Source organism: Streptomyces sp. NPDC025618 (assembly GCF_055558795.1).
Genome location: NZ_JBVHLW010000009.1, coordinates 142,170 through 162,054, shown reverse-complemented (window position 1 = coordinate 162,054; position 19,885 = coordinate 142,170). Strand labels below are relative to the sequence as shown.

The 19,885-nt window shown below is 71.4% G+C and carries 16 protein-coding genes and 1 pseudogene; 14 read left to right on the top strand and 3 right to left on the bottom strand.

The window, feature by feature from the left end:
• The first annotated feature begins 76 nt into the window (after nt 1-76).
• The 13 genes from ACZ4A5_RS11775 (at nt 77) to ACZ4A5_RS11715 (ending at nt 15,993) form a co-directional block, all read left to right on the top strand.
• Nucleotides 77-1,021, top strand: coding sequence for an ABC transporter permease (locus ACZ4A5_RS11775; RefSeq protein WP_467581612.1), 945 nt, complete (start codon nt 77-79; stop codon nt 1,019-1,021).
• Between the two features lie 25 nt (nt 1,022-1,046).
• Nucleotides 1,047-1,814 carry an ABC transporter ATP-binding protein gene (locus ACZ4A5_RS11770; protein WP_467581735.1) on the top strand — a complete coding sequence of 256 codons (768 nt, stop codon included), beginning with the start codon at nt 1,047-1,049 and terminating at the stop codon, nt 1,812-1,814.
• A 444-nt stretch (nt 1,815-2,258) separates the two neighbouring features.
• Nucleotides 2,259-3,125, top strand: coding sequence for a squalene synthase HpnC (gene hpnC, locus ACZ4A5_RS11765; protein ID WP_467581732.1), 867 nt, complete (start codon nt 2,259-2,261; stop codon nt 3,123-3,125).
• Nucleotides 3,122-4,072: a presqualene diphosphate synthase HpnD gene (gene hpnD, locus ACZ4A5_RS11760; RefSeq protein ID WP_467581609.1), complete on the top strand. Its 951-nt coding sequence runs from the start codon at nt 3,122-3,124 to the stop codon at nt 4,070-4,072. The genes hpnC and hpnD overlap by 4 nt, the downstream gene beginning before the upstream one ends.
• Nucleotides 4,073-4,154: 82 nt before the next feature.
• Nucleotides 4,155-5,615: a hydroxysqualene dehydroxylase HpnE gene (gene hpnE, locus ACZ4A5_RS11755; RefSeq protein WP_467581606.1), complete on the top strand. Its 1,461-nt coding sequence runs from the start codon at nt 4,155-4,157 to the stop codon at nt 5,613-5,615.
• Entirely contained in the window at nt 5,612-6,751 is a 1,140-nt protein-coding gene (locus ACZ4A5_RS11750; RefSeq protein ID WP_467581603.1) for a polyprenyl synthetase family protein, read from the top strand. Before hpnE ends, ACZ4A5_RS11750 begins: the two co-directional genes overlap by 4 nt.
• A 115-nt stretch (nt 6,752-6,866) precedes the next feature.
• Nucleotides 6,867-8,870: a squalene--hopene cyclase gene (shc, locus tag ACZ4A5_RS11745; protein ID WP_467581601.1), complete on the top strand. Its 2,004-nt coding sequence runs from the start codon at nt 6,867-6,869 to the stop codon at nt 8,868-8,870.
• Complete coding sequence (locus ACZ4A5_RS11740) at nt 8,870-9,520, top strand: phosphorylase family protein (protein ID WP_467581598.1); 651 nt, start codon at nt 8,870-8,872, stop codon at nt 9,518-9,520. The genes shc and ACZ4A5_RS11740 overlap by 1 nt, the downstream gene beginning before the upstream one ends.
• Nucleotides 9,521-9,525: 5 nt before the next feature.
• Nucleotides 9,526-10,548: an adenosyl-hopene transferase HpnH gene (gene hpnH / locus ACZ4A5_RS11735; protein WP_467581596.1), complete on the top strand. Its 1,023-nt coding sequence runs from the start codon at nt 9,526-9,528 to the stop codon at nt 10,546-10,548.
• Nucleotides 10,549-10,553: 5 nt separating this feature from the next.
• Complete coding sequence (gene ispG, locus ACZ4A5_RS11730; RefSeq protein WP_467581593.1) at nt 10,554-11,720, top strand: flavodoxin-dependent (E)-4-hydroxy-3-methylbut-2-enyl-diphosphate synthase; 1,167 nt, start codon at nt 10,554-10,556, stop codon at nt 11,718-11,720.
• An 81-nt stretch (nt 11,721-11,801) separates the two neighbouring features.
• Nucleotides 11,802-13,721 carry a 1-deoxy-D-xylulose-5-phosphate synthase gene (dxs, locus tag ACZ4A5_RS11725; protein WP_467581590.1) on the top strand — a complete coding sequence of 640 codons (1,920 nt, stop codon included), beginning with the start codon at nt 11,802-11,804 and terminating at the stop codon, nt 13,719-13,721.
• The gene (locus ACZ4A5_RS11720) at nt 13,718-15,124 is read left to right on the top strand and encodes an aspartate aminotransferase family protein (protein ID WP_467581586.1); all 1,407 of its coding nucleotides are present in this window, start codon (nt 13,718-13,720) and stop codon (nt 15,122-15,124) included. The genes dxs and ACZ4A5_RS11720 overlap by 4 nt, the downstream gene beginning before the upstream one ends.
• A 218-nt stretch (nt 15,125-15,342) precedes the next feature.
• Nucleotides 15,343-15,993 (top strand): DUF998 domain-containing protein, encoded by a 651-nt coding sequence (locus ACZ4A5_RS11715; protein ID WP_467581583.1) that lies wholly within the window; start codon nt 15,343-15,345, stop codon nt 15,991-15,993.
• A gap of 23 nt (nt 15,994-16,016) precedes the next feature.
• On the opposite strand, the gene ACZ4A5_RS11710 is transcribed toward ACZ4A5_RS11715, so the two are convergent.
• Nucleotides 16,017-16,709, bottom strand: a complete 693-nt coding sequence (locus ACZ4A5_RS11710; protein ID WP_467581581.1) for a DUF4232 domain-containing protein — start codon at nt 16,707-16,709, stop codon at nt 16,017-16,019.
• Nucleotides 16,710-17,111: 402 nt separating this feature from the next.
• Between ACZ4A5_RS11710 and ACZ4A5_RS11705 the strand changes: the two genes are divergently transcribed.
• On the top strand, nt 17,112-17,699 hold the full coding sequence (locus ACZ4A5_RS11705) for a carboxymuconolactone decarboxylase family protein (RefSeq protein WP_467581578.1): 588 nt from the start codon (nt 17,112-17,114) through the stop codon (nt 17,697-17,699).
• On the opposite strand, the gene ACZ4A5_RS11700 is transcribed toward ACZ4A5_RS11705, so the two are convergent.
• Together ACZ4A5_RS11700 and ACZ4A5_RS11695 are read right to left on the bottom strand one after the other, a co-directional pair.
• Entirely contained in the window at nt 17,664-18,509 is an 846-nt protein-coding gene (locus ACZ4A5_RS11700) for a TIGR04222 domain-containing membrane protein (RefSeq protein ID WP_467581576.1), read from the bottom strand. The genes ACZ4A5_RS11705 and ACZ4A5_RS11700 overlap by 36 nt on opposite strands.
• Before the next feature lie 4 nt (nt 18,510-18,513).
• Nucleotides 18,514-19,792: pseudogene (locus ACZ4A5_RS11695) on the bottom strand (MbnB/TglH/ChrH family RiPP precursor modification enzyme).
• Between the last annotated feature and the right edge of the window lie 93 nt (nt 19,793-19,885).

Below are 19,885 nucleotides of genomic sequence, written 5' to 3'. Positions count from 1 at the left end.
AGCTCTTGTCGATGAGCATCAGGCGCGAACCGGGGCCCGGCCCCGGGAGCGCACCTTGAGGACGAAAGTGTCAACTGTGAGCGAGACAACGCACGACAGTGCGGTCGCCATGAGTGCCCCGCCGACACCCGACGACGGACTCTCCGCCGCCGAGCTGGCCCAGAAGTACGGCCTCGCGGTGAGCGGTGCCCGGCCCGGACTGGTGGAGTACGCGCGGCAGCTGTGGGACCGACGGCACTTCATCGTCGCCTTCTCCCGCGCCAAGCTGACCGCTCAGTACAGTCAGGCCAAGCTGGGCCAGGTGTGGCAGGTGGCGACCCCGCTGCTGAACGCCACGGTGTACTTCCTGATCTTCGGCCTGCTGATGGGCCAGAGCAAGGGCATGGGCATCAAGACGTACATCCCGTTCCTGGTGACGGGCATCTTCGTCTTCACCTTCACCCAGAGCTCGGCGATGTCGGGCGTCCGGTCGATCTCCGGCAATCTGGGGCTGGTGCGGGCCCTGCACTTCCCCCGGGCGGCACTGCCGATCTCCTTCGCGCTGCAGCAGCTCCAGCAGCTGATGTTCTCGATGGTGGTGCTCTTCCTCTTCCTGCTCGGCTTCGGGCACACCCCGCAGCTGTCCTGGCTGCTGATCGTCCCGGTGCTGGCGCTGCAGTTCGTCTTCAACACCGGCCTGGCGATGATCCTGGCCCGCGCGGGCAGCAAGACCCCGGACCTGGCCCAGCTGCTGCCGTTCATCCTGCGCACCTGGATGTACGCGTCCGGCGTGATGTACAACCTGGTCGAGGCGCTGAAGAAGCAGCACTCCCCGGGCTGGCTCATCGACGTGCTGAGCGCGAACCCGGCGGCCGTCTTCATCAACCTGATGCGTTCCTCGCTGATCAGCGGCCACGCCGCGCACAAGCACATCGACCTGCCGCAGCACGTGTGGGCGCTGGCGGTCGGCTGGTCGCTGCTGATCGGCATCGGGGGCTTCGTGTTCTTCTGGAAGGCTGAGGAGCAGTACGGCCGTGGCTGAGCAGCACAGCGTCGCGAAGGCGCCCATGTCGACCTCCCAGGTGCCGACCGTGATCGCGGACGACGTGCACATCGTCTACCGCGTCTACGGCGGCAACACGGGCCGGGGCAGCGCCACCGCGGCCCTCAACCGGCTCATCCGCCGCAAGCCCAACGCGGGCGTCCGCGAGGTGCACGCCGTCAAGGGTGTGAGCTTCACCGCTTACCGCGGCGAGGCGATCGGCCTCATCGGGTCCAACGGCTCCGGCAAGTCGACCCTCCTGAAGGCGATCGCCGGGCTGCTGCCCACCGAGCGCGGCAAGGTCTACACCGACGGCCAGCCCTCGCTGCTGGGCGTCAACGCGGCCATGATGAACGACCTCACGGGCGAGAAGAACGTGATGCTCGGCGGTCTGGCGATGGGCATGAGCCGGGAGCAGATCCGCGAGCGCTACCAGGAGATCGTCGACTTCTCGGGCATCAACGAGAAGGGCGACTTCATCACCCTGCCCATGCGCACCTACTCCTCCGGCATGGCGGCCCGCCTGCGGTTCTCCATCGCGGCGGCCAAGGACCACGACGTGCTGATGATCGACGAGGCGCTGGCCACCGGCGACCGGTCGTTCCAGAAGCGCTCCGAGGCCCGCGTCCGGGAGCTGCGCAAGGGCGCCGGCACGGTCTTCCTCGTGAGCCACAACAACCGGTCCATCCGCGACACCTGCGACCGCGTGCTCTGGCTCGAACACGGCCAGCTGCTCATGGACGGCCCCACGGAGGAAGTCGTACGGGCCTACGAGAAGGAGACGGCCCGCTAGTCCGGCGAGACCGGCAGTGCCCCCGAGGCCCCCGCTGTGACGCGTCCGGCGGGGGTCTTGACCTTTCCGTAACGATCAACTCACTTATTGACAGGGTTGATTCGTTCCCCGCGTGGCATTGTATGGATCAAGCACCTACCCGGGCGCGCGTCGGACACCTGTACGGCGTACGCTGTACCGTGCTGATTTGCGGAGAAGCGGGGCGATACCGGTGTATCTCCGTCCGCTGAGCTGGCTTCGCGGGTGGTCAGCGGGAGGTGTCAAGGGGGGGACAGGGGAGGTCTGTCCTGCGGCGTGTCCGAAATGGGATGTTCTGGGTCGGCAGTGTAGAACGGGAGATGTGACGGCAATGGCTACGGGAACTCTCCAGCTCCGAGGCGTGTCCGCCGTCCCCGGTCCGGGCAGCCCGCGGTGACGGCGGGGACGGACGCGCACGAGCGCGCCGTGCTCGACAAGGCCGCGCACGAGAACTTCCCCGTGGCGCCCTTCTTCGTGCCACGCGCTTGGCGGGACGATCTCATGGCCGTCTACGGTTTCGCCAGACTCGTGGACGACATCGGTGACGGCGATCTCGCCCCCGGCGGCCGCGACGCCGAACTGCTCGGCCTCCACCGCGAGCAGACCGACGACCGTCTCGCCATGCTCGACGCCTTCGAGGCCGACCTGCGCCGGGTCTTCGACCGCTCCGGCACCGGACCGCGCCACCCCCTGCTGCTCCGCCTGCGGCCGACCGTCCGCCGGTGCGGCCTGACCCCGGAGCCCTTCCTGGGCCTGGTCGAGGCGAACCGGCAGGACCAGCGCGTCCGCCGCTATGCCACCTACCAGGATCTGCTCGCCTACTGCGAGCTGTCCGCCAATCCTGTCGGCCGCCTGGTCCTGGGCATCACCGGCACAGCGAGCCCCGAGCGGATCCGCCGCTCGGACGCGGTCTGCACAGCTCTGCAGATCGTCGAACACCTGCAGGACGTCGCCGAGGACCTCGGGCGCGACCGCGTCTATCTCCCGGCCGAGGACATGAAACGGTTCCGCGTCGGCGAGGCCGACCTCGCCCGTCCCACCAGCGGCGCGTCGTTGCGCAGCTTGGTCGCGTACGAGGCGGAACGCGCCGGGGAACTGCTGAATGAAGGCACCCCCCTGGTGGGTAGCGTCCACGGCAGGTTGAAGCTGTTGCTCGCGGGGTTCGTGGGCGGGGGGAGGGCCGCGCTCAGAGCGGTTTCCGCCGCGGGATACGACGTACTGCCGGGACCGCCCAAGCCCACCAAGCTCAGCCTGCTGCGCGAGGTGGGAGCGACACTGCGAAGAGAGGGGTGAGCGGGACCGTGAACGGATCGCCAGACGCGTCCGCGCCGGTACTCGCCGCGTACAGCTACTGCGAGGCAGTCACCGGCCAGCAGGCCGGTAACTTCAGCTACGGCATCAGGCTTCTGCCGACCGCCAAGCGGCGCGCCATGTCCGCGCTGTACGCCTTCTCGCGGCGGGTCGACGACATCGGCGACGGCCCACTGGACGCGGAATCGAAGCGGCACCGGCTCGAGGAGACCCGGGCGCTGCTCGCCCGCATCAGGGAGGGCAAGGTCGAGGAGGACGACACCGACCCGGTGGCCGTCGCGCTCACCCATGCCGCGCGCCGCTTCCCGATCCCGCTCGGCGGGCTCGACGAGCTCATCGACGGTGTGCAGATGGATGTGCGCGGGGAGACCTATGAGACCTGGGACGACCTCGCGGCGTACTGCCGCTGTGTCGCGGGTGCCATCGGACGGCTCTCGCTCGGGGTGTTCGGCACCGTGCCAGGCGCACGGGATGCCGCGCGCGCCGCGGAGTACGCCGACACGCTCGGGCTCGCGCTCCAGCTGACCAACATCCTGCGCGACGTCCGCGAGGACGCGGCCAACGGCCGCACCTATCTGCCCTCCGACGACCTCGCCAAGTTCGGCTGCTCCGCGGGCTTCCACTCCGTGCGGCCGCCCGCCGGGTCCGACTTCACCGGGCTGGTGCACTTCGAAGTGCGGCGCGCCCGCGCGCTGTTCGCCGAGGGCACCAAGCTGCTGCCCATGCTCGACCGCCGCAGCGGCGCCTGTGTCGCCGCCATGTCGGGCATCTACCGCAGGCTCCTGGACCGCATCGCCCAGGACCCCGAGGCGGTGCTGCGCGGCCGGGTCTCGCTCCCCGGACGCGAGAAGGTCTATGTCGCCGTGCGCGGCCTGTCCGGCCTCGACGCCCGGAGCGTCGACCGGCGGACCGCCGGGGGGCGCACTTGATGCCCCCTACTCCTACCGGTGGGCAGTGTGCAACCCTCCGGCGATCGCACACGTCACTGACAGCAGCCGAGGGGGTGGGCGCATGACGACTCCACGGACGACGACGAGGTCCGAGCAGCGGCGCTCGGACGAGGAAGGCCGCCCGGTGGGCGCGGCAGCGGTGGTCATCGGCGGCGGCCTCGCGGGTGTCACCGCCGCGCTCGAACTCGCCGACGCCGGACTGCGGGTCACCCTCGTCGAGGGCCGCCCACGACTGGGCGGGCTCGCCTTCTCCTTCCGCCGTGGTGAACTGACGATCGACAACGGACAGCACGTCTATCTGCGCTGCTGCACCGCCTACCGGTGGTTCCTCGACCGCGTCGACGCCGCCGGACTCGCCCCGCTGCAACAGCGGCTGGACGTCCCCGTGCTCGACATCGGCCACCCCTCCGGGCGGCCGCGCCTCGGCCGGCTGCGCCGCGCGCAGCTGCCCGTGCCCCTGCACCTCGCCGCGAGCCTCGCCACCTACCCGCACCTCTCGCTCGCCGAGCGGGCCAAGGTCGGGCGTGCCGCGCTGGCCCTCGGCGGCCTCGACCTCGACGATCCCGCCCTGGACGGCGAGGACTTCGCGAGCTGGCTGCACCGCCACGGCCAGTCGGACCGCGCCATCGAGGCCCTGTGGGACCTCGTCGGCGTCGCCACGCTCAATGCCACCGCCGACCGGTCCTCGCTGGGCCTGGCCGCCAAGGTCTTCAAGACCGGGCTGCTGTCCGAGCCGGGCGCCGCCGACATCGGCTGGGCCCGCGTCCCGCTCGGCGAGCTGCACGACGTCCGCGCCCGCACCGCCCTCGACAAGGCCGGCGTGCGCACCGAGCTGCGCACCCGCGCCACCGCGATCACCCGCGCCGAGGACGGCGGCTGGCACGTCGACATCGAGGCCGGACCGGGCGGCGCCGAGCGGCTCGCCGCCGCCACCGTCGTGCTCGCCGTGCCCCAGCGCGAGGCCCACGGCCTGCTGCCCGAGGGCGCGCTCGACGACCCCGACCGGCTGCTGGACATCGGCACCGCGCCGATCCTCAACCTCCACGTCGTATACGACCGCAAAGTCCTGCGCCAGCCGTTCTTCACGGCGCTGGGCTCGCCGGTGCAGTGGGTCTTCGACCGCACGGACTCCTCCGGACTCGGCGACCGCGCCGGCGGCGGCCAGTACCTGGCCATCTCGCAGTCGGCCGCGCACGACGACATCGACCGGCCCGTCGCCGAGCTCCGCGAGCGCTATCTTCCCGAGCTGGAGCGCCTGCTGCCCGCGGCACGCGGCGCCGGCGTACGGGACTTCTTCGTGACCCGGGAGCGGACAGCGACGTTCGCCCCCACCCCGGGCGTCGGCCGGCTACGGCCGCACGCCCCCACGAACGCGCCCGGCCTCTACCTGGCCGGTGCGTGGACCGCCACCGGCTGGCCCGCGACCATGGAGGGTGCTGTGCGCAGCGGTGTCAGCGCCGCCGGCGCGGCACTCTCCGAGCTCGGCCTCTCCCGCCGGACCCCCTTGTGGGAGGCGGCATGAACGAGGCGAGCCACCCAGGCGTGCCGCCCCGCGAAGGGGCGCGTACGAGCACGACCACCAGAGGAGAGACCGTGACTTCGGCGATCCCAGCTGTCGACACCGCAGGCGTCAACGCCCTGCTGGAGCGCGGACGGACGCTTGCCACGCCGGTGCTGCGTGCTGCCGTGAACCGGCTCGCGCCGCCCATGGACACCGTCGCCGCCTATCACTTCGGCTGGATCGACGCCCAGGGCCGGCCGACGCACGGCGACAGCGGCAAGGCCGTGCGCCCCGCTCTGGCCCTGCTCTCGGCCGAGGCCGCCGGCGCCCGCCCCGAGGTGGGCATCCCCGGCGCCGTCGCCGTGGAGCTCGTGCACAACTTCTCGCTGCTCCACGACGACCTGATGGACGGCGACGAGCAGCGCAGGCACCGCGACACCGTGTGGAAGGTGTACGGTCCCGAGCAGGCCATCCTGGTCGGTGACGCACTGTTCGCGCTCGCGAACGAGGTGCTGCTGGAGCTCGGCACCGTCGAGGCGGGGCGCGCCACCCGGCGCCTGACCACCGCCACCCGCAAGCTGATCGACGGTCAGGCCCAGGACATCTCCTACGAGCACCGCGAGCGGGTCACCGTCGAGGAGTGCCTGGAGATGGAGGGCAACAAGACGGGCGCCCTGCTCGCCTGCGCCGTCTCCATCGGCGCGGTCCTCGGCGGCGCCGACGACCGCACGGCCGACACCCTGGAGGCGTACGGCTACCACCTCGGCCTCGCCTTCCAGGCCGTGGACGACCTGCTCGGCATCTGGGGCGACCCGGAGGCCACCGGCAAGCAGACCTGGAGCGACCTGCGCCAGCGCAAGAAGTCGCTCCCGGTCGTCGCCGCGCTCGCGGCGGGCGGCTCGGCCTCGGCCCGGCTCGCCGACATCCTCGCCGCTGACGCCAAGCTCAGCGACGCCCAGTCCGCCGACTTCGACGAGGAAGAATTCGCCAGCCGCGCGGCGTTGATCGAGGAGGCGGGCGGCCGGGAGTGGACCTCCCAGGAAGCCCGCCGCCAGCACGCCACCGCTATCGAGGCGCTCAACGGAGTCGACATGCCCACCGAGGTCCGCGCGCAGCTCACCGCGCTCGCCGACTTCGTCGTCGTACGAAAGAGATGATCACCATTCACCCGATCTGACAGATCGCAGTCGCCGGCCGGCGCCTTGATGGAGCGCCGGCCGACGGAGCCCCCAGCACGGCAGAGAAGAAAGATCACTGCAAAAAGGGGAAACCATGACAGCGACGACCGACGGAAGCACCGGGGCCCTCGCGCCCCGCGCAGCCGCGGCCAATGACAGCACCACAGCATCACCGCCGCTCCCGGCCGACGGGGCCACCGTCACGACGGCCGCCGAGCGGGCCACGGCCCGGGCCGTGGAACACCTCCTGGCCCGTCAGGACGCCGAGGGGTGGTGGAAGGGCGACCTGGCGACCAACGTCACCATGGACGCCGAAGATCTGCTGCTCCGTCAGTTCCTGGGGATCCAGGACGAGAGGACCACGCGGGCGGCGGCCCTCTTCATCCGGTCCGAGCAGCGGCCGGACGGCACCTGGGCCACCTTCCACGGCGGACCGGGAGAGCTCTCCGCCACCGTCGAGGCGTATGTCGCCCTGCGGCTCGCCGGGGACGCCCCCGACGCCCCGCACATGGCCGCCGCCTCCGAGTGGATCCGCGCCCAGGGCGGCATCGCGGCCACCCGTGTCTTCACCCGGATCTGGCTCGCGCTCTTCGGCTGGTGGAAGTGGGACGACCTCCCCGAACTGCCGCCCGAGATCATGTATTTGCCGAAGTGGGTCCCGCTCAACATCTACGACTTCGGCTGCTGGGCCCGGCAGACCATCGTGCCGCTGACCGTCGTCTCGGCGAAGCGCCCCGTACGGCCGGCGCCGTTCGCCCTCGACGAGCTGCACACCGACCCCGCGCGGCCCAACCCGCCGCGCCCGCTGGCGCCCGCCGCCAGCTGGGACGGTGTCTTCCAGCGCCTGGACAAGGCGCTCCACCAGTACCGGAAGTTCCCACTCCGCAGAGTGCGCCGCAAGGCGCTCGACGCGGCCGCCCGGTGGATCATCGAGCGGCAGGAGAACGACGGCTGCTGGGGCGGTATCCAGCCACCCGCGGTCTACTCCGTCATCGCCCTCCACCTCCTGGGCTACGACCTCGACCACCCCGTGCTCCGCGCCGGGCTGGAGTCGCTGGACCGTTTCGCCGTCTGGCGGGAGGACGGCTCGCGGATGATCGAGGCTTGTCAGTCGCCCGTCTGGGACACCTGCCTCGCCGCCATCGCGCTCGCCGACGCCGGGGTGCCGGCCGACCACCCGGCGCTCGTCAAGGCCGCGGACTGGATGCTGGACGAGCAGATCCACCGGCCCGGGGACTGGGTCGTGCGGCGGCCCGAACTCACCCCGGGCGGCTGGGCGTTCGAGTTCCACAACGACAACTACCCCGACATCGACGACACCGCCGAGGTGGTCCTCGCGCTCAAGCGCATCGCGCACCCCGACCCCGTACGGGTCGAGGCCGCGATCCAGCGCGCGGCCCGCTGGAACCTCGGGATGCAGTCGAGGAACGGCGCCTGGGGCGCCTTCGACGCCGACAACACCAGCCCCTTCCCCAACCGGCTGCCGTTCTGCGACTTCGGCGAGGTCGTCGACCCGCCGTCCGCGGATGTCACGGCGCACGTGGTGGAGATGCTGGCGGTCCTCGGGCAGCAGCACCACCCACGCACCCGGCGCGGCATCGAGTGGCTGCTCGCCGAACAGGAGGAGAACGGCGCCTGGTTCGGCCGCTGGGGCGTCAACTACGTCTACGGCACCGGCTCGGTGCTGCCCGCCCTGGCCGCCGCGGGCATCCCCGCCTCCCACCCGGCCGTCCGCCGGGCGGTGCGCTGGCTGGAGAGCGTGCAGAACGCCGACGGCGGCTGGGGCGAGGACCTGCGCTCCTACCGCGACCCCGAGTGGATCGGGCGCGGCGCCTCCACCCCCTCGCAGACGGCGTGGGCGCTGATGGCGCTGCTGTCGGCGGGGGAGCGGGAGAGCAAGGCCGTCGAGCGCGGCGTCGCGTATCTCGTGGAGACCCAGACCGAGGACGGCACTTGGGACGAGCCGTACTTCACCGGCACCGGGTTCCCCTGGGACTTCTCCATCAACTACCACCTCTACCGGCAGGTGTTCCCCGTCACGGCGCTCGGCCGCTATGTGCACGGGGAGCCCTTCACGCCGAACCGCCGGGAGGCGTGATGACCACGGGCACGGGTCCTGCGTCCGCACCGCTGCTGATCGCCTGCGCGCTCGGCATCGAGCGCCTCGCCCTGCGCGGCGGCGGCCTCGGCGGTGCGGCCGGACCCGTGACCGTCCTGCGCACCGGCATGGGCCCGCACGCCGCGGACCAGGCCGTCACGCGAGCGCTCGGTGACGGCACGGCCATGCGGGACGCGGCCGTGATCGCCACCGGCTTCTGCGCCGGCCTGGCCCCCGGGATGCACCCCGGGGACCTGGTCGTCGCCGATGAGACACACGACCGCGAGGGCCGCACCGAGTGCTCCGGCGTCGACCTGCTCGCCAAGGAGCTCGCCCGGGCGGTGCCCAAGCGCGTCATCCACACCGGCCCGCTCGTGGGCTCGGACCACGTCGTACGGGGCGCGGAACGCTCGGCGCTGCACGCCGAGGGCGCGATCGCGGTGGACATGGAGTCCGCCGCCACGCTCCGGAGCGCCGTGCGCATGGGCCCGCGCCCCGTTGCGGCCGTCCGGGTGGTCGTGGACGCTCCAGAACATGAACTCGTACGAATCGGGACGTTGCGGGGTGGAATATCAGCCTTCCGGGTGCTCCGCACCGTCCTTCCCGCATTTATCGAATGGCACCGATCTTTACTGCTCCCCAGGAGGTGAGCCAGATGGCCATGCCGCTCCGTCAGTCCATCCGGGTGGGTACCTACCTTTTTGAACAGAAGCTCCGCAAGCGCGCGAAGTTCCCCCTGATCGTGGAACTCGAACCGCTCTTCGCGTGCAACTTGAAGTGCGAGGGCTGTGGCAAGATCCAGCACCCGGCGGGCGTGCTCAAGCAGCGCATGCCCGTCGCCCAGGCGGTGGGTGCCGTGCTGGAATCCGGCGCGCCGATGGTGTCCATCGCCGGTGGCGAGCCCTTGATGCACCCGCAGATCGATGAAATCGTCCGGCAGCTCGTCGCCAAGCGCAAATATGTCTTCCTGTGCACCAACGCGTTGTTGATGCGCAAGAAGATGGACAAATTCACCCCCTCCCCCTATTTCGCGTTCGCGGTGCACATCGACGGGCTGCGCGAGCGGCACGACGAATCCGTTGCGAAGGAAGGCGTCTTCGACGAGGCGGTGGAGGCGATCAAGGAGGCCAAGCGGCGTGGCTTCCGGGTGACCACCAACTCCACTTTCTTCAACACCGACACCCCGCAGACCATCGTCGACGTGCTCGACTTCCTCAACGACGAGCTCCAGGTCGACGAGATGATGCTCTCGCCCGCCTACGCCTACGAGAAGGCTCCCGACCAGGACCACTTCCTGGGTGTCGAGCAGACCCGCGAGCTCTTCAAGAAGGCGTTCGCCGGCGGCAACCGCGCCCGCTGGCGGCTCAACCACAGCCCGCTCTTCCTGGACTTCCTGGAGGGCAAGGTCGATTTCCAGTGCACCGCCTGGGCGATTCCCAACTACTCCCTCTTCGGCTGGCAGCGCCCCTGCTATCTGATGAGCGACGGCTATGTGCCGACGTACCGGGAGCTGATCGAGGAGACCGACTGGGACAAGTACGGACGCGGCAAGGACCCCCGCTGCGACAACTGCATGGCGCACTGCGGCTATGAGCCCACGGCGGTCCTCGCCACCATGGGGTCGCTGAAGGAGTCGCTGCGCGCGGTCCGCGAGAGCGTCGCCGGAAACCGGAGCTGACCGCCATGGGATCCTCGGAGCCGGTCTCTCTGGGGCTCCCCGGCGTTCCGGCCCGGCCGCTCGCGATGCGCCGCACCTCGCGGCGCATCCAGGTCGGGCCGGTCGCGGTCGGCGGGGGAGCACCGGTGTCGGTGCAGTCGATGACCACGACCGTGACGGCCGACGTCGGCGCCACGCTCCAGCAGATCGCGGAGCTCACGGCGGCGGGCTGCCAGATCGTGCGGGTGGCGTGTCCCTCGCAGGACGACGCCGAGGCGCTCCCGGTGATCGCGAAGAAGTCGCAGATCCCGGTGATCGCGGACATCCACTTCCAGCCGAAGTACGTCTTCGCGGCGATCGACGCGGGCTGTGCGGCGGTGCGGGTGAACCCGGGCAACATCCGCCAGTTCGACGACAAGGTGCGGGAGATCGCCAAGGCGGCCTCCGACGCGGGCACCCCGATCCGGATCGGCGTCAACGCCGGTTCCCTGGACCGGCGGTTGCTGGAGAAATACGGCAAGGCCACGCCCGAGGCGCTGGTGGAGTCCGCCCTGTGGGAGGCGTCCCTCTTCGAGGAGCACGGCTTCCGCGACATCAAGATCTCCGTCAAGCACAACGACCCGGTCGTCATGATCAATGCCTACCGGCAGCTGGCCGCGCGGTGCGACTACCCCCTCCACCTCGGCGTGACGGAGGCGGGCCCGGCGTTCCAGGGCACCATCAAGTCGGCCGTCGCCTTCGGGGCGTTGCTCTCGGAGGGGATCGGGGACACGATCAGGGTCTCCCTGTCGGCCCCGCCCGCGGAAGAGATCAAGGTCGGCACGCAGATCCTGGAGTCGCTCGGGCTGCGCCGGCGCCGCCTGGAGATCGTCTCGTGTCCCTCCTGCGGCCGGGCGCAGGTGGACGTGTACAAGCTGGCGGACGAGGTGACCGCCGGCCTGGAGGGCATGGAGGTGCCGCTGCGGGTCGCCGTCATGGGCTGTGTGGTCAACGGCCCGGGTGAGGCGCGCGAGGCGGATCTGGGCGTGGCCTCCGGCAACGGCAAGGGCCAGATCTTCGTCAAGGGCGAGGTCGTCAGGACCGTTCCCGAGTCGAAGATCGTGGAGACGCTGATCGACGAGGCGATGAGGATCGCCGCGGACATGACGGAGGCGGGCGTCGCCTCCGGCGTGCCCGACGTCACCGTCGGCTGACCGCCGGAGGCGTACCGCGGGGGGAGACAGGGGCCGAGGCGGCAAGCCCGGCCCAGGCCGAGAGAAGAGGAGGGGGCTCGCGTGTCGTTGCTGGAGAACATCCGCGGTCCGCGCGACCTGAAGGCGCTGGACGGCGAAGACCTGACCGAACTGGCCGAGGAGATCCGTCACTTCCTGGTGCACGCCGTGGCCAGGACCGGAGGGCACCTCGGGCCCAACCTCGGCGTGGTGGAGCTCTCCATCGCCCTGCACCGCGCCTTCGACTCCCCGGCCGACCGCATCCTGTGGGACACCGGCCACCAGTCGTACGTGCACAAGCTGCTCACCGGCCGCCAGGACTTCTCCAAGCTGCGCGGCAAGGGCGGGCTCTCCGGCTATCCCTCGCGCGAGGAGTCCGAGCACGACGTCATCGAGAACAGCCACGCCTCCACCGTGCTCGGCTGGGCCGACGGCCTCGCCAAGGCCAACCAGGTGCTCGGCCGCTGGAACCGCCACGTCGTCGCCGTCATCGGCGACGGCGCGCTGACCGGCGGTATGGCGTGGGAGGCTCTCAACAACATAGCCGCCGCCCGCGACAGGCCGCTGATCATCGTCGTCAACGACAACGAACGCAGCTACGCGCCCACCATCGGCGGCCTCGCCGACCACCTCGCCACGCTCCGCACCACCGACGGCTACGAGCGCTTCCTGTCCTGGGGCAAGGACGCCGTCCAGGGGCTGCCCGTCGTGGGCAAGCCGCTCTACGAATCGCTGCACGGCGCGAAGAAGGGCTTCAAGGACGCCTTCGCCCCGCAGGGCATGTTCGAGGACCTCGGGCTGAAGTACCTCGGGCCGATCGACGGGCACGACATCGAGGCCGTCGAATCGGCGCTGCGCCGGGCCAAGCGCTTCCACGGCCCCGTGCTCGTGCACTGCCGCACCGAGAAGGGCCGCGGCTACCAGCCCGCCCTGGAGGACGAGGCGGACCGCTTCCACACCGTCGGCGTGATGAACTCGCTCACCGGCGAGCCCCTGGTCGCCTCCGCGGGCCGGTCCTGGACCTCGGTCTTCGGCGACGAGATGCTCAAGATCGGTGCCGAGCGGCCCGACGTGGTCGCGATCACCGCCGCGATGCTCCACCCCGTGGGCCTGACCCGCTTCGCCCAGGCGTACCCGGACCGCGTGTGGGACGTCGGGATCGCGGAGCAGCACGCGGCGACGTCGGCGGCCGGTCTGGCGACGGGCGGTCTGCACCCGGTCTTCGCGGTGTACGCGACGTTTTTGAACCGGGCCTTCGACCAGGTGCTGATGGATGTGGCGCTGCACAAGTGCGGTGTCACCTTCGTGCTGGACCGGGCCGGGGTCACCGGCACCGACGGCGCCTCGCACAACGGCATGTGGGACATGTCGATCCTCCAGGTCGTCCCCGGCCTGCGGATCGCCGCCCCGCGCGACGCCGACCAGCTCCGCGCCCAGCTGCGCGAGGCCCTGGACGTCAGCGACGCCCCGACCGTCGTGCGCTACCCCAAGGAGACCGTGGGCGAGGCCGTCCCGGCGCTCGACCGGGTCGGCGGCATGGACGTGATCGCCCGCTCCGGCACCGCCGAGCCGGAGGTGCTGCTCGTCGCCGTCGGCACCATGGCCCAGGTCTGCCTCGAGGCGGCCGACCTGCTCGCCGCCCGCGGCACCCCCTGCACCGTCGTCGACCCGCGCTGGGTCAAGCCCGTCGACGCGGCCCTGCCCGCCCTCGCCGAACGGCACAGGATCGTCGCCGTCGTCGAGGACAACAGCCGCACCGGCGGCGTCGGCTGGGCCGTCGCCCAGGCCCTGCGCGACGCCGAGATCGACGTCCCCGTGCGCACCTTCGGTATCCCCGAGCAGTTCCTGCCCCACGCCAAGCGCGGCGAGGTCCTGGCCGACCTGGGCCTCACCCCCGCCGAGATCGCCGGCCGGATCAGCGCCGCCCTGGCCCGTAAGGAGGCCGCGGCGGCGGACCCGGCCCGTAAGGAGAACGACGCATGACACCCGACGGCACCGACGGCGCGAAGGGATTCGACCTCACCCGGCTCCTCGCCGAGCGCGGCGGCGAACGCTACGAGCTCCACGCCCGCCACCTCAACCACCAACTGCCCCGCATGCTGCACACCATCGGCTTCGACAAGGTCTACGAACGGGCCGAAGGCGCCTACTTCTGGGACGCCGACGGGCAGGACTACCTCGACATGCTCGCCGGCTTCGGGGTGATGGGCGTCGGCCGCCACCACCCCGTGGTCCGCAAGGCCCTGCACGACGTCCTCGACGCCTCGCTCGCCGACCTCACCCGATTCGACTGCCAGCCGCTGCCCGGCCTCCTCGCCGAGAAGCTGCTGTCCTACACCCCGCACCTGGACCGGGTGTTCTTCGGCAACAGCGGCACCGAAGCCGTCGAGACCGCGCTGAAGTTCGCCCGCTACGCCACCGGGCGGCCACGGATCCTCTACTGCGCGCACGCCTTCCACGGCCTGACGACGGGCTCGCTGTCCGTCAACGGCGAGGACGGCTTCCGCGACGGCTTCGCCCCGCTGCTGCCCGACACCGCGATCCCGCTCGGCGACCTCGATGCCCTGGAGAGAGAGCTGCGCCGCGGTGACGTGGCCGCCTTCGTCGTCGAACCCATCCAGGGCAAGGGCGTCCATGAACCACCGCTCGGTTTCCTCCGCCAGGCGCAGGAACTGCTGCGCCGGCACAAGGCCCTGCTCATCGCCGATGAGGTGCAGACCGGCATCGGCCGCACCGGCGACTTCTACGCCTACCAGCACGAGGACGGCGTCGAGCCGGACCTCGTGTGCGTCGCCAAGGCGCTGTCCGGCGGTTACGTGCCCGTCGGCGCGACCCTCGGCAAGGACTGGATCTTCAAGAAGGTCTACTCCTCCATGGACCGGGTGCTGGTCCACTCGGCCAGCTTCGGCTCCAACGCCCAGGCCATGGCCGCGGGCCTCGCCGTGCTGTCCGTCATGGAGGACGCCGAGGTCGTGGCCAACGCCCGGCACACGGGCGACCTGCTGCGGACGCGGCTGGCGGCGCTGGTCGACAAGTACGAGCTGCTGCACGACGTGCGCGGCCGCGGCCTGATGATCGGCATCGAGTTCGGCAAGCCCAGGTCGCTGGGGCTGCGCAGCCGCTGGGCGATGCTCCAGGCCGCCCGCAAGGGCCTGTTCGCGCAGATGGTCGTGGTGCCCCTCCTCCAGAAGCACCGCATCCTCACCCAGGTCTCCGGCGACCACCTGGAGGTCATCAAGCTCATCCCGCCACTGATCATCGGCGAGCCCGAGGTGGACCGCTTCGTGAACGCCTTCACCGCCGTCATGGACGACGCGCACGCGGGCGGCGGGCTGATGTGGGACTTCGGGCGGACGCTGGTCAAGCAGGCGGTGGCGAACCGGTAAGCGGTGGGCGGGGCGTCCTCGTCCGATGGTGTGTCTGCTTCTCCCGGGGCGGAGAAGCAGACATCTCGTGCGGCGTGCGTCCCGGCGAACGGAGGGCAACCGGCCCGTGTTCGTAGGGTTTGCCCTACCCACCCTTCGGCGGCTCGCCGGAGTGCCTGAGGCGTGAGCCGCGTGGTCCGCTGGGGCCGTACAGGAATCGTGCGGCAAGAGGTGGACAGGTGAAGGCTCGGATCGGTTGCACCGCGTGGATCGTGGGTGTGGCGCAATTCTTTGTGGTGCACGGGGTCGTGGAGGCGGCCTGGTCGAAGCCGTACAGCTGGGCGCAAAACAACATCAGTGACTTGGGGAACGCTCACTGCGCCGTGCGGCAGGAGCCCATGCCACGGTATATCTGTTCGCCCGAACACCAGCTGATGAACGTCTCGTTCATCGCTCTGGGAATTCTCCTCGTCGCCGGTGTCGCCCTGACGGGCTCCCTGTGGCGCCGAGGTGGGATCCCCGTCGTGGCCAGGGTTCTCCTGGCCGGTGCCGGCCTGGGGTTCGTGCTCGTCGGGCTGGCACCGGCGGATGTCCACGAGAACCAGCATGTGCTGGGTGCCTTGCTCATCATGGGGACGGGCAACATCGGTCTTCTGCTGGCGGCATTCGGCCTTGCGAACGACGCTCCGGGCCGACTGCGTCGGGCCACCGGTCTGCTGGGAATCGCGGCGATCACCGCCGCGGGGCTTTTCCTCTCCCGCCACTACCTTGGGCTGGGCATGGGAGGAATGGAGCGGGTCGCGGTATTTCCCCTCCTGATATGGGCGCTGGCTGTCGGCGTACGCGGTCTCACCTCTGAGGAGCCGGGGCACGTCCGGCGGATCGCATGACGCGTCCCCCAAGGGCGTGCTGATCAGCCGCCCTGGCCGGCGCTTCCGATCGGGCCGACCTTCACGGGGGAGCCGGGGTTGTCCGTGACGGGCAGCGTGGCGCCGCCCGGCCAGGGGAGGGTGACCGTCTTCGTCTCGTTCGGCGGGGTCACCAGCAGCCCCGTGACGCGCACGCCGGAGCCGCCCGACTTGTTGATCGGGTAGGTGATGCCGAAGAACGTCGACTGCCCGTTCTTGAGGACGGTCGCGGGGGCCTGCTCACCGGTGCGCTTGGCGGACAGCGTCCCCGAGTTGGTCTTCAGGTCGACGCCCGCGTACCCGGATATCGCGCAGTTGTGGCCGCTCCGGTTCTTCAGCTGCACCACGACGGTGCCGTCGGGGTCGCCGCCGATGGTGTTGTCCTTCGCCGTGATCTCCAGCTCGTCGGTACGGCACTTGGCGAGCTTGCCGCTCTCCTTGGCGCCGGTCCCGGCTGCCGTGCCCTGCCCGCCGGAGCTCTTCCCGCCGGAGCCCTTTCCGGCGGAGTCCTTCCCGCCGCCCTGATCCGAACTGCCCGAGTTCGCACCGTTCGAGCCCGAACCGCCGCCCGAGGAGGACGCGGAGGAAGCGGACGACGGGTCGCTCTTCTCCGTGCCGCCGCCGTCGCTCTGACAGGCCGTGAGCGAGAGTCCGGCGGCAACGGCCAGGGCGGCGAAGGTGAGCTTGTGAACGCGCATCGTTTCTTCCTCGGCATCGGTAGGGTGTCGGCCGCTCGGTACGAGGTGGTGCGAGTGGGTACGAGCGAGCGCTTCTGATGACTAGGAGTCACCCGGCCCGGCGAACGTTCCACCAATCGCCCGCTAATACATGTCTGTTACATGCACGATCCTCCGTCACGCACACCGCCACACGCCGCCGCCAGCCGGGACGCGGTTCCCGCACCGTTCCCTGCCTCATCGCGGCCGCCGCTCGCTGGGACGAATCCGTGACCCGGCGGATCTTGACCACAGCCGGTGGCATGCTCTCCTCAACCCGTCCCGCCCGGGCGCGCAGGGGAATCGGATGCCGGGCATGTCACGGAACCCCCCGCGCCATCCGTCGTACGGGCAGAAGCGACCGACACGACGCGGAGGTCTGGCATGGCCCGCATTTCCCTCGCTCCCCGGCGCACCCCTCTCGTCCGGCTGATCCGGTGGTACTGCGAGCGCAGTTACGGCAAGGTTCTCGACCCGGTGATGGCCTACGCGCACAACGGGCGCGTCGTGCTCGCCACCAGTGGGTTCGAGTTGGCGGTGAGCCGGTGGAAGAGGGTCGACCCGGGGCTCAAGGCGCTCGCGGTGATGGCTTCGGCCGCGTCCATCGGGTGTTCGTGGTGCATGGACTTCGGCTACTGGGAGCACCACCGGCACGGCATGGCGCCCGAGAAGCTGCGCGACGTGCCGCGCTGGCGGGAGAGCGAGGTCTACACCCCGCTGGAGCGGGACGTCATGGCGTACGCCGAAGCGATGTCGGCGACTCCGCCGACCGTCACGGACGGACTGGTGGAGAGGCTGCGCAGGCATCTCGACGACGCCGCGCTGGTCGAGCTGACGCCGATGGTCGCGGTGGAGAACCTCCGTTCCCGCACGAACGCGGCACTCGGCCTGACGAGCCAGGGTTTCAAGGACAGGTGTGAGGTCCGCGCCGCCGGCTCAGGGACCGCCCCCACACCCCCCGCCGCACCCTGAGTGCGACCCGCACACGTGGCCGTGGGACGAGCACGTCGTAAAGGAGCACATCGGCCCGAAGCCGCTGCCCGTACCAGAGGATTTGTCCGTCCGCTCGGGCTTCGCCGCCCGGAGCAGCTGGTCGCGCAGGATGCCGTCCGGGAGGGCCGAGGGGCCTTCGAGGGCGACCTGGCCCGCGGGGCCCGTCGGGTGCGCGGCCCGCGCCGCGCGACGGCCCGCCGGGGTCGCCCTCGACCAGCGGACGCGGATCGCCAGGCGCAGCGCGACGCCGCAGGCCACGCACGCGAGGAGGGCGAGAGGCACCGGATAGGTGCGCGTGGCGAGGAGCAGCGCCGATGCCATGAGGGTGGCGGCGGTCAGGCCCGCCGTGTGCAGTCGCCCGGCCCGGCGGCCGGCCGGGTCGGGCCCGGAGGGCGCGAGCAGGCCCCCGGCCACCAGCGCCGACTGGATGTCCTGTACGGCCGACGCGCCCAGCAGCGCCATCCGGGCGCCGCGGATGGTGCAGGACCAGCGGTCGCCGCAGCACTTGAGCAGGGCGCGCTCGACCGGGTCGTACGTGACGGGGCTGAGCACCTTGATCATGCCGTCGGCGGTCACCGTGATCCGCCCGTCGTCGGCCATCACGATGATCACCGTATCCGCGACCCGCAGCGGGCCGCCTGTCAGGTACGCCACCTCCAGCAGGCCCGGCGTGCCGCTCCCGGTGCGTGTCGGGGCGATCGCCCGGCGGTGTGAACGGAGCAGCAGGGCCGAGGGGAGTGCGACGGTGGCCGTCGCGACGGCGAGTGCGATTGCCCATGCGGTGATCATGCTGTCACGTGCCTTTCGCGGAACGCGGTGTCGGGCGGGCGGGGCGGGGCGCGGCACGCGGCCGAAGGGCCCGTACAGCCGCGGCGAAACGGGTCCGCGGCGCCGCGCGCCAGTCGGCCAGGCGACGGCGGCGCCCGGGGTCGCGGGGGAGGCCGGCGGCCAGGAGGTGGTCGGCGAAGGCGGTGGCGTCGTCGTGGTATCCGCCGGTGAGGGGCCGGGTGCGGGCGTAGGCGAGGAAGAGGCCGCGGAACTCCTCGCCCAGGGCGGCGGGGAGTCCGGGCGCGACCCCGGCCACGGTGGCCGCCCGCTTGGCGAGCAGGATCCGGCGCTGCGCGTCGAGCCGCGCCCGGTCGAAGCCCCGTGGCGGCGGGCCGCCCGCGACGAGCGCGGCCAGCAGGGCGGCCTGGTCCCGGGCGAGGCGGGCGCGGGCCTGCTCCAGGCCGGGGTCAGACACGGCCGGAGCCCGGGGTCACCACGGCGCGGACGGCCGCGAGTTCCGCCGCGAGCTCGTCCGGGCCCGGGAAGCGGTCGTCGCGCTCCAGCAGGACGCCGGGCGGCTGCCGGCGGGCGCACAGCTCGGCGAGCAGGCCCAGCACCGGCGGGGGTACGGGGTGGGCGTGCGTGTCGTACCAGATGCCGTCCGCCTCCACGCCCCCGGCGACATGGACGTACGCGACGGCCTCCAGGGGGAGGGCGTCCAGCGTCTCGGCGGGGTCCTGGCCCAGATTGACGTGGTTGGTGTGGAGGTTGGCGACATCGACGACCAGCCCGACCCCGGTGCGCTCGACCACCTCGGCGAGGAACTGGCCCTCCGTGAACTCCTCGCCGGGCCAGCGCAGACAGGCGGCGACGTTCTCCAACGCGAGGGGCACGGGCAGGAATTGCCGGGCCAGGCGGATGTTCGCGCAGATGACGTCGAGCGCGTCGCGCGTGCGCGGCACGGGCAGCAGGTGCCCGGCCTCCATGCGGGACGTGCCGGTCCGCGGGCCCCCCGCGCGCACGGTCGCGAGGTGCTCGGTGACCAGCGGCGCGCCGAGCGCCTCGGCGCGCTCGGCGAGGGCGGCCAGCCGTGCGAGGTCGGGTCGGTCCGCGTCGCCGAGCCCGAGGGTGACGCCGTGCGGGACGACGGGGACGCCATGGGCGCGCAACCGCCTCACGGGACCGGGGAGGTGGGCGGGGTCGATGTTCTCCGCGACGACCTCCACCCAGTCGGGGGGCGGGAGCCGGGCGAGGGTGTCGGCGAGCCCGGGCCGCCAGCCGATGCCCGTGCCGAGATTGCGCATGGGCCCACCCCCGTGTCCCCGCGCGCCCGAAATGGCCGCGTAATGGCCTGATGCCCCGCCGTTGTGCGGCTCAACCCGGAATTTCCCCGCCCG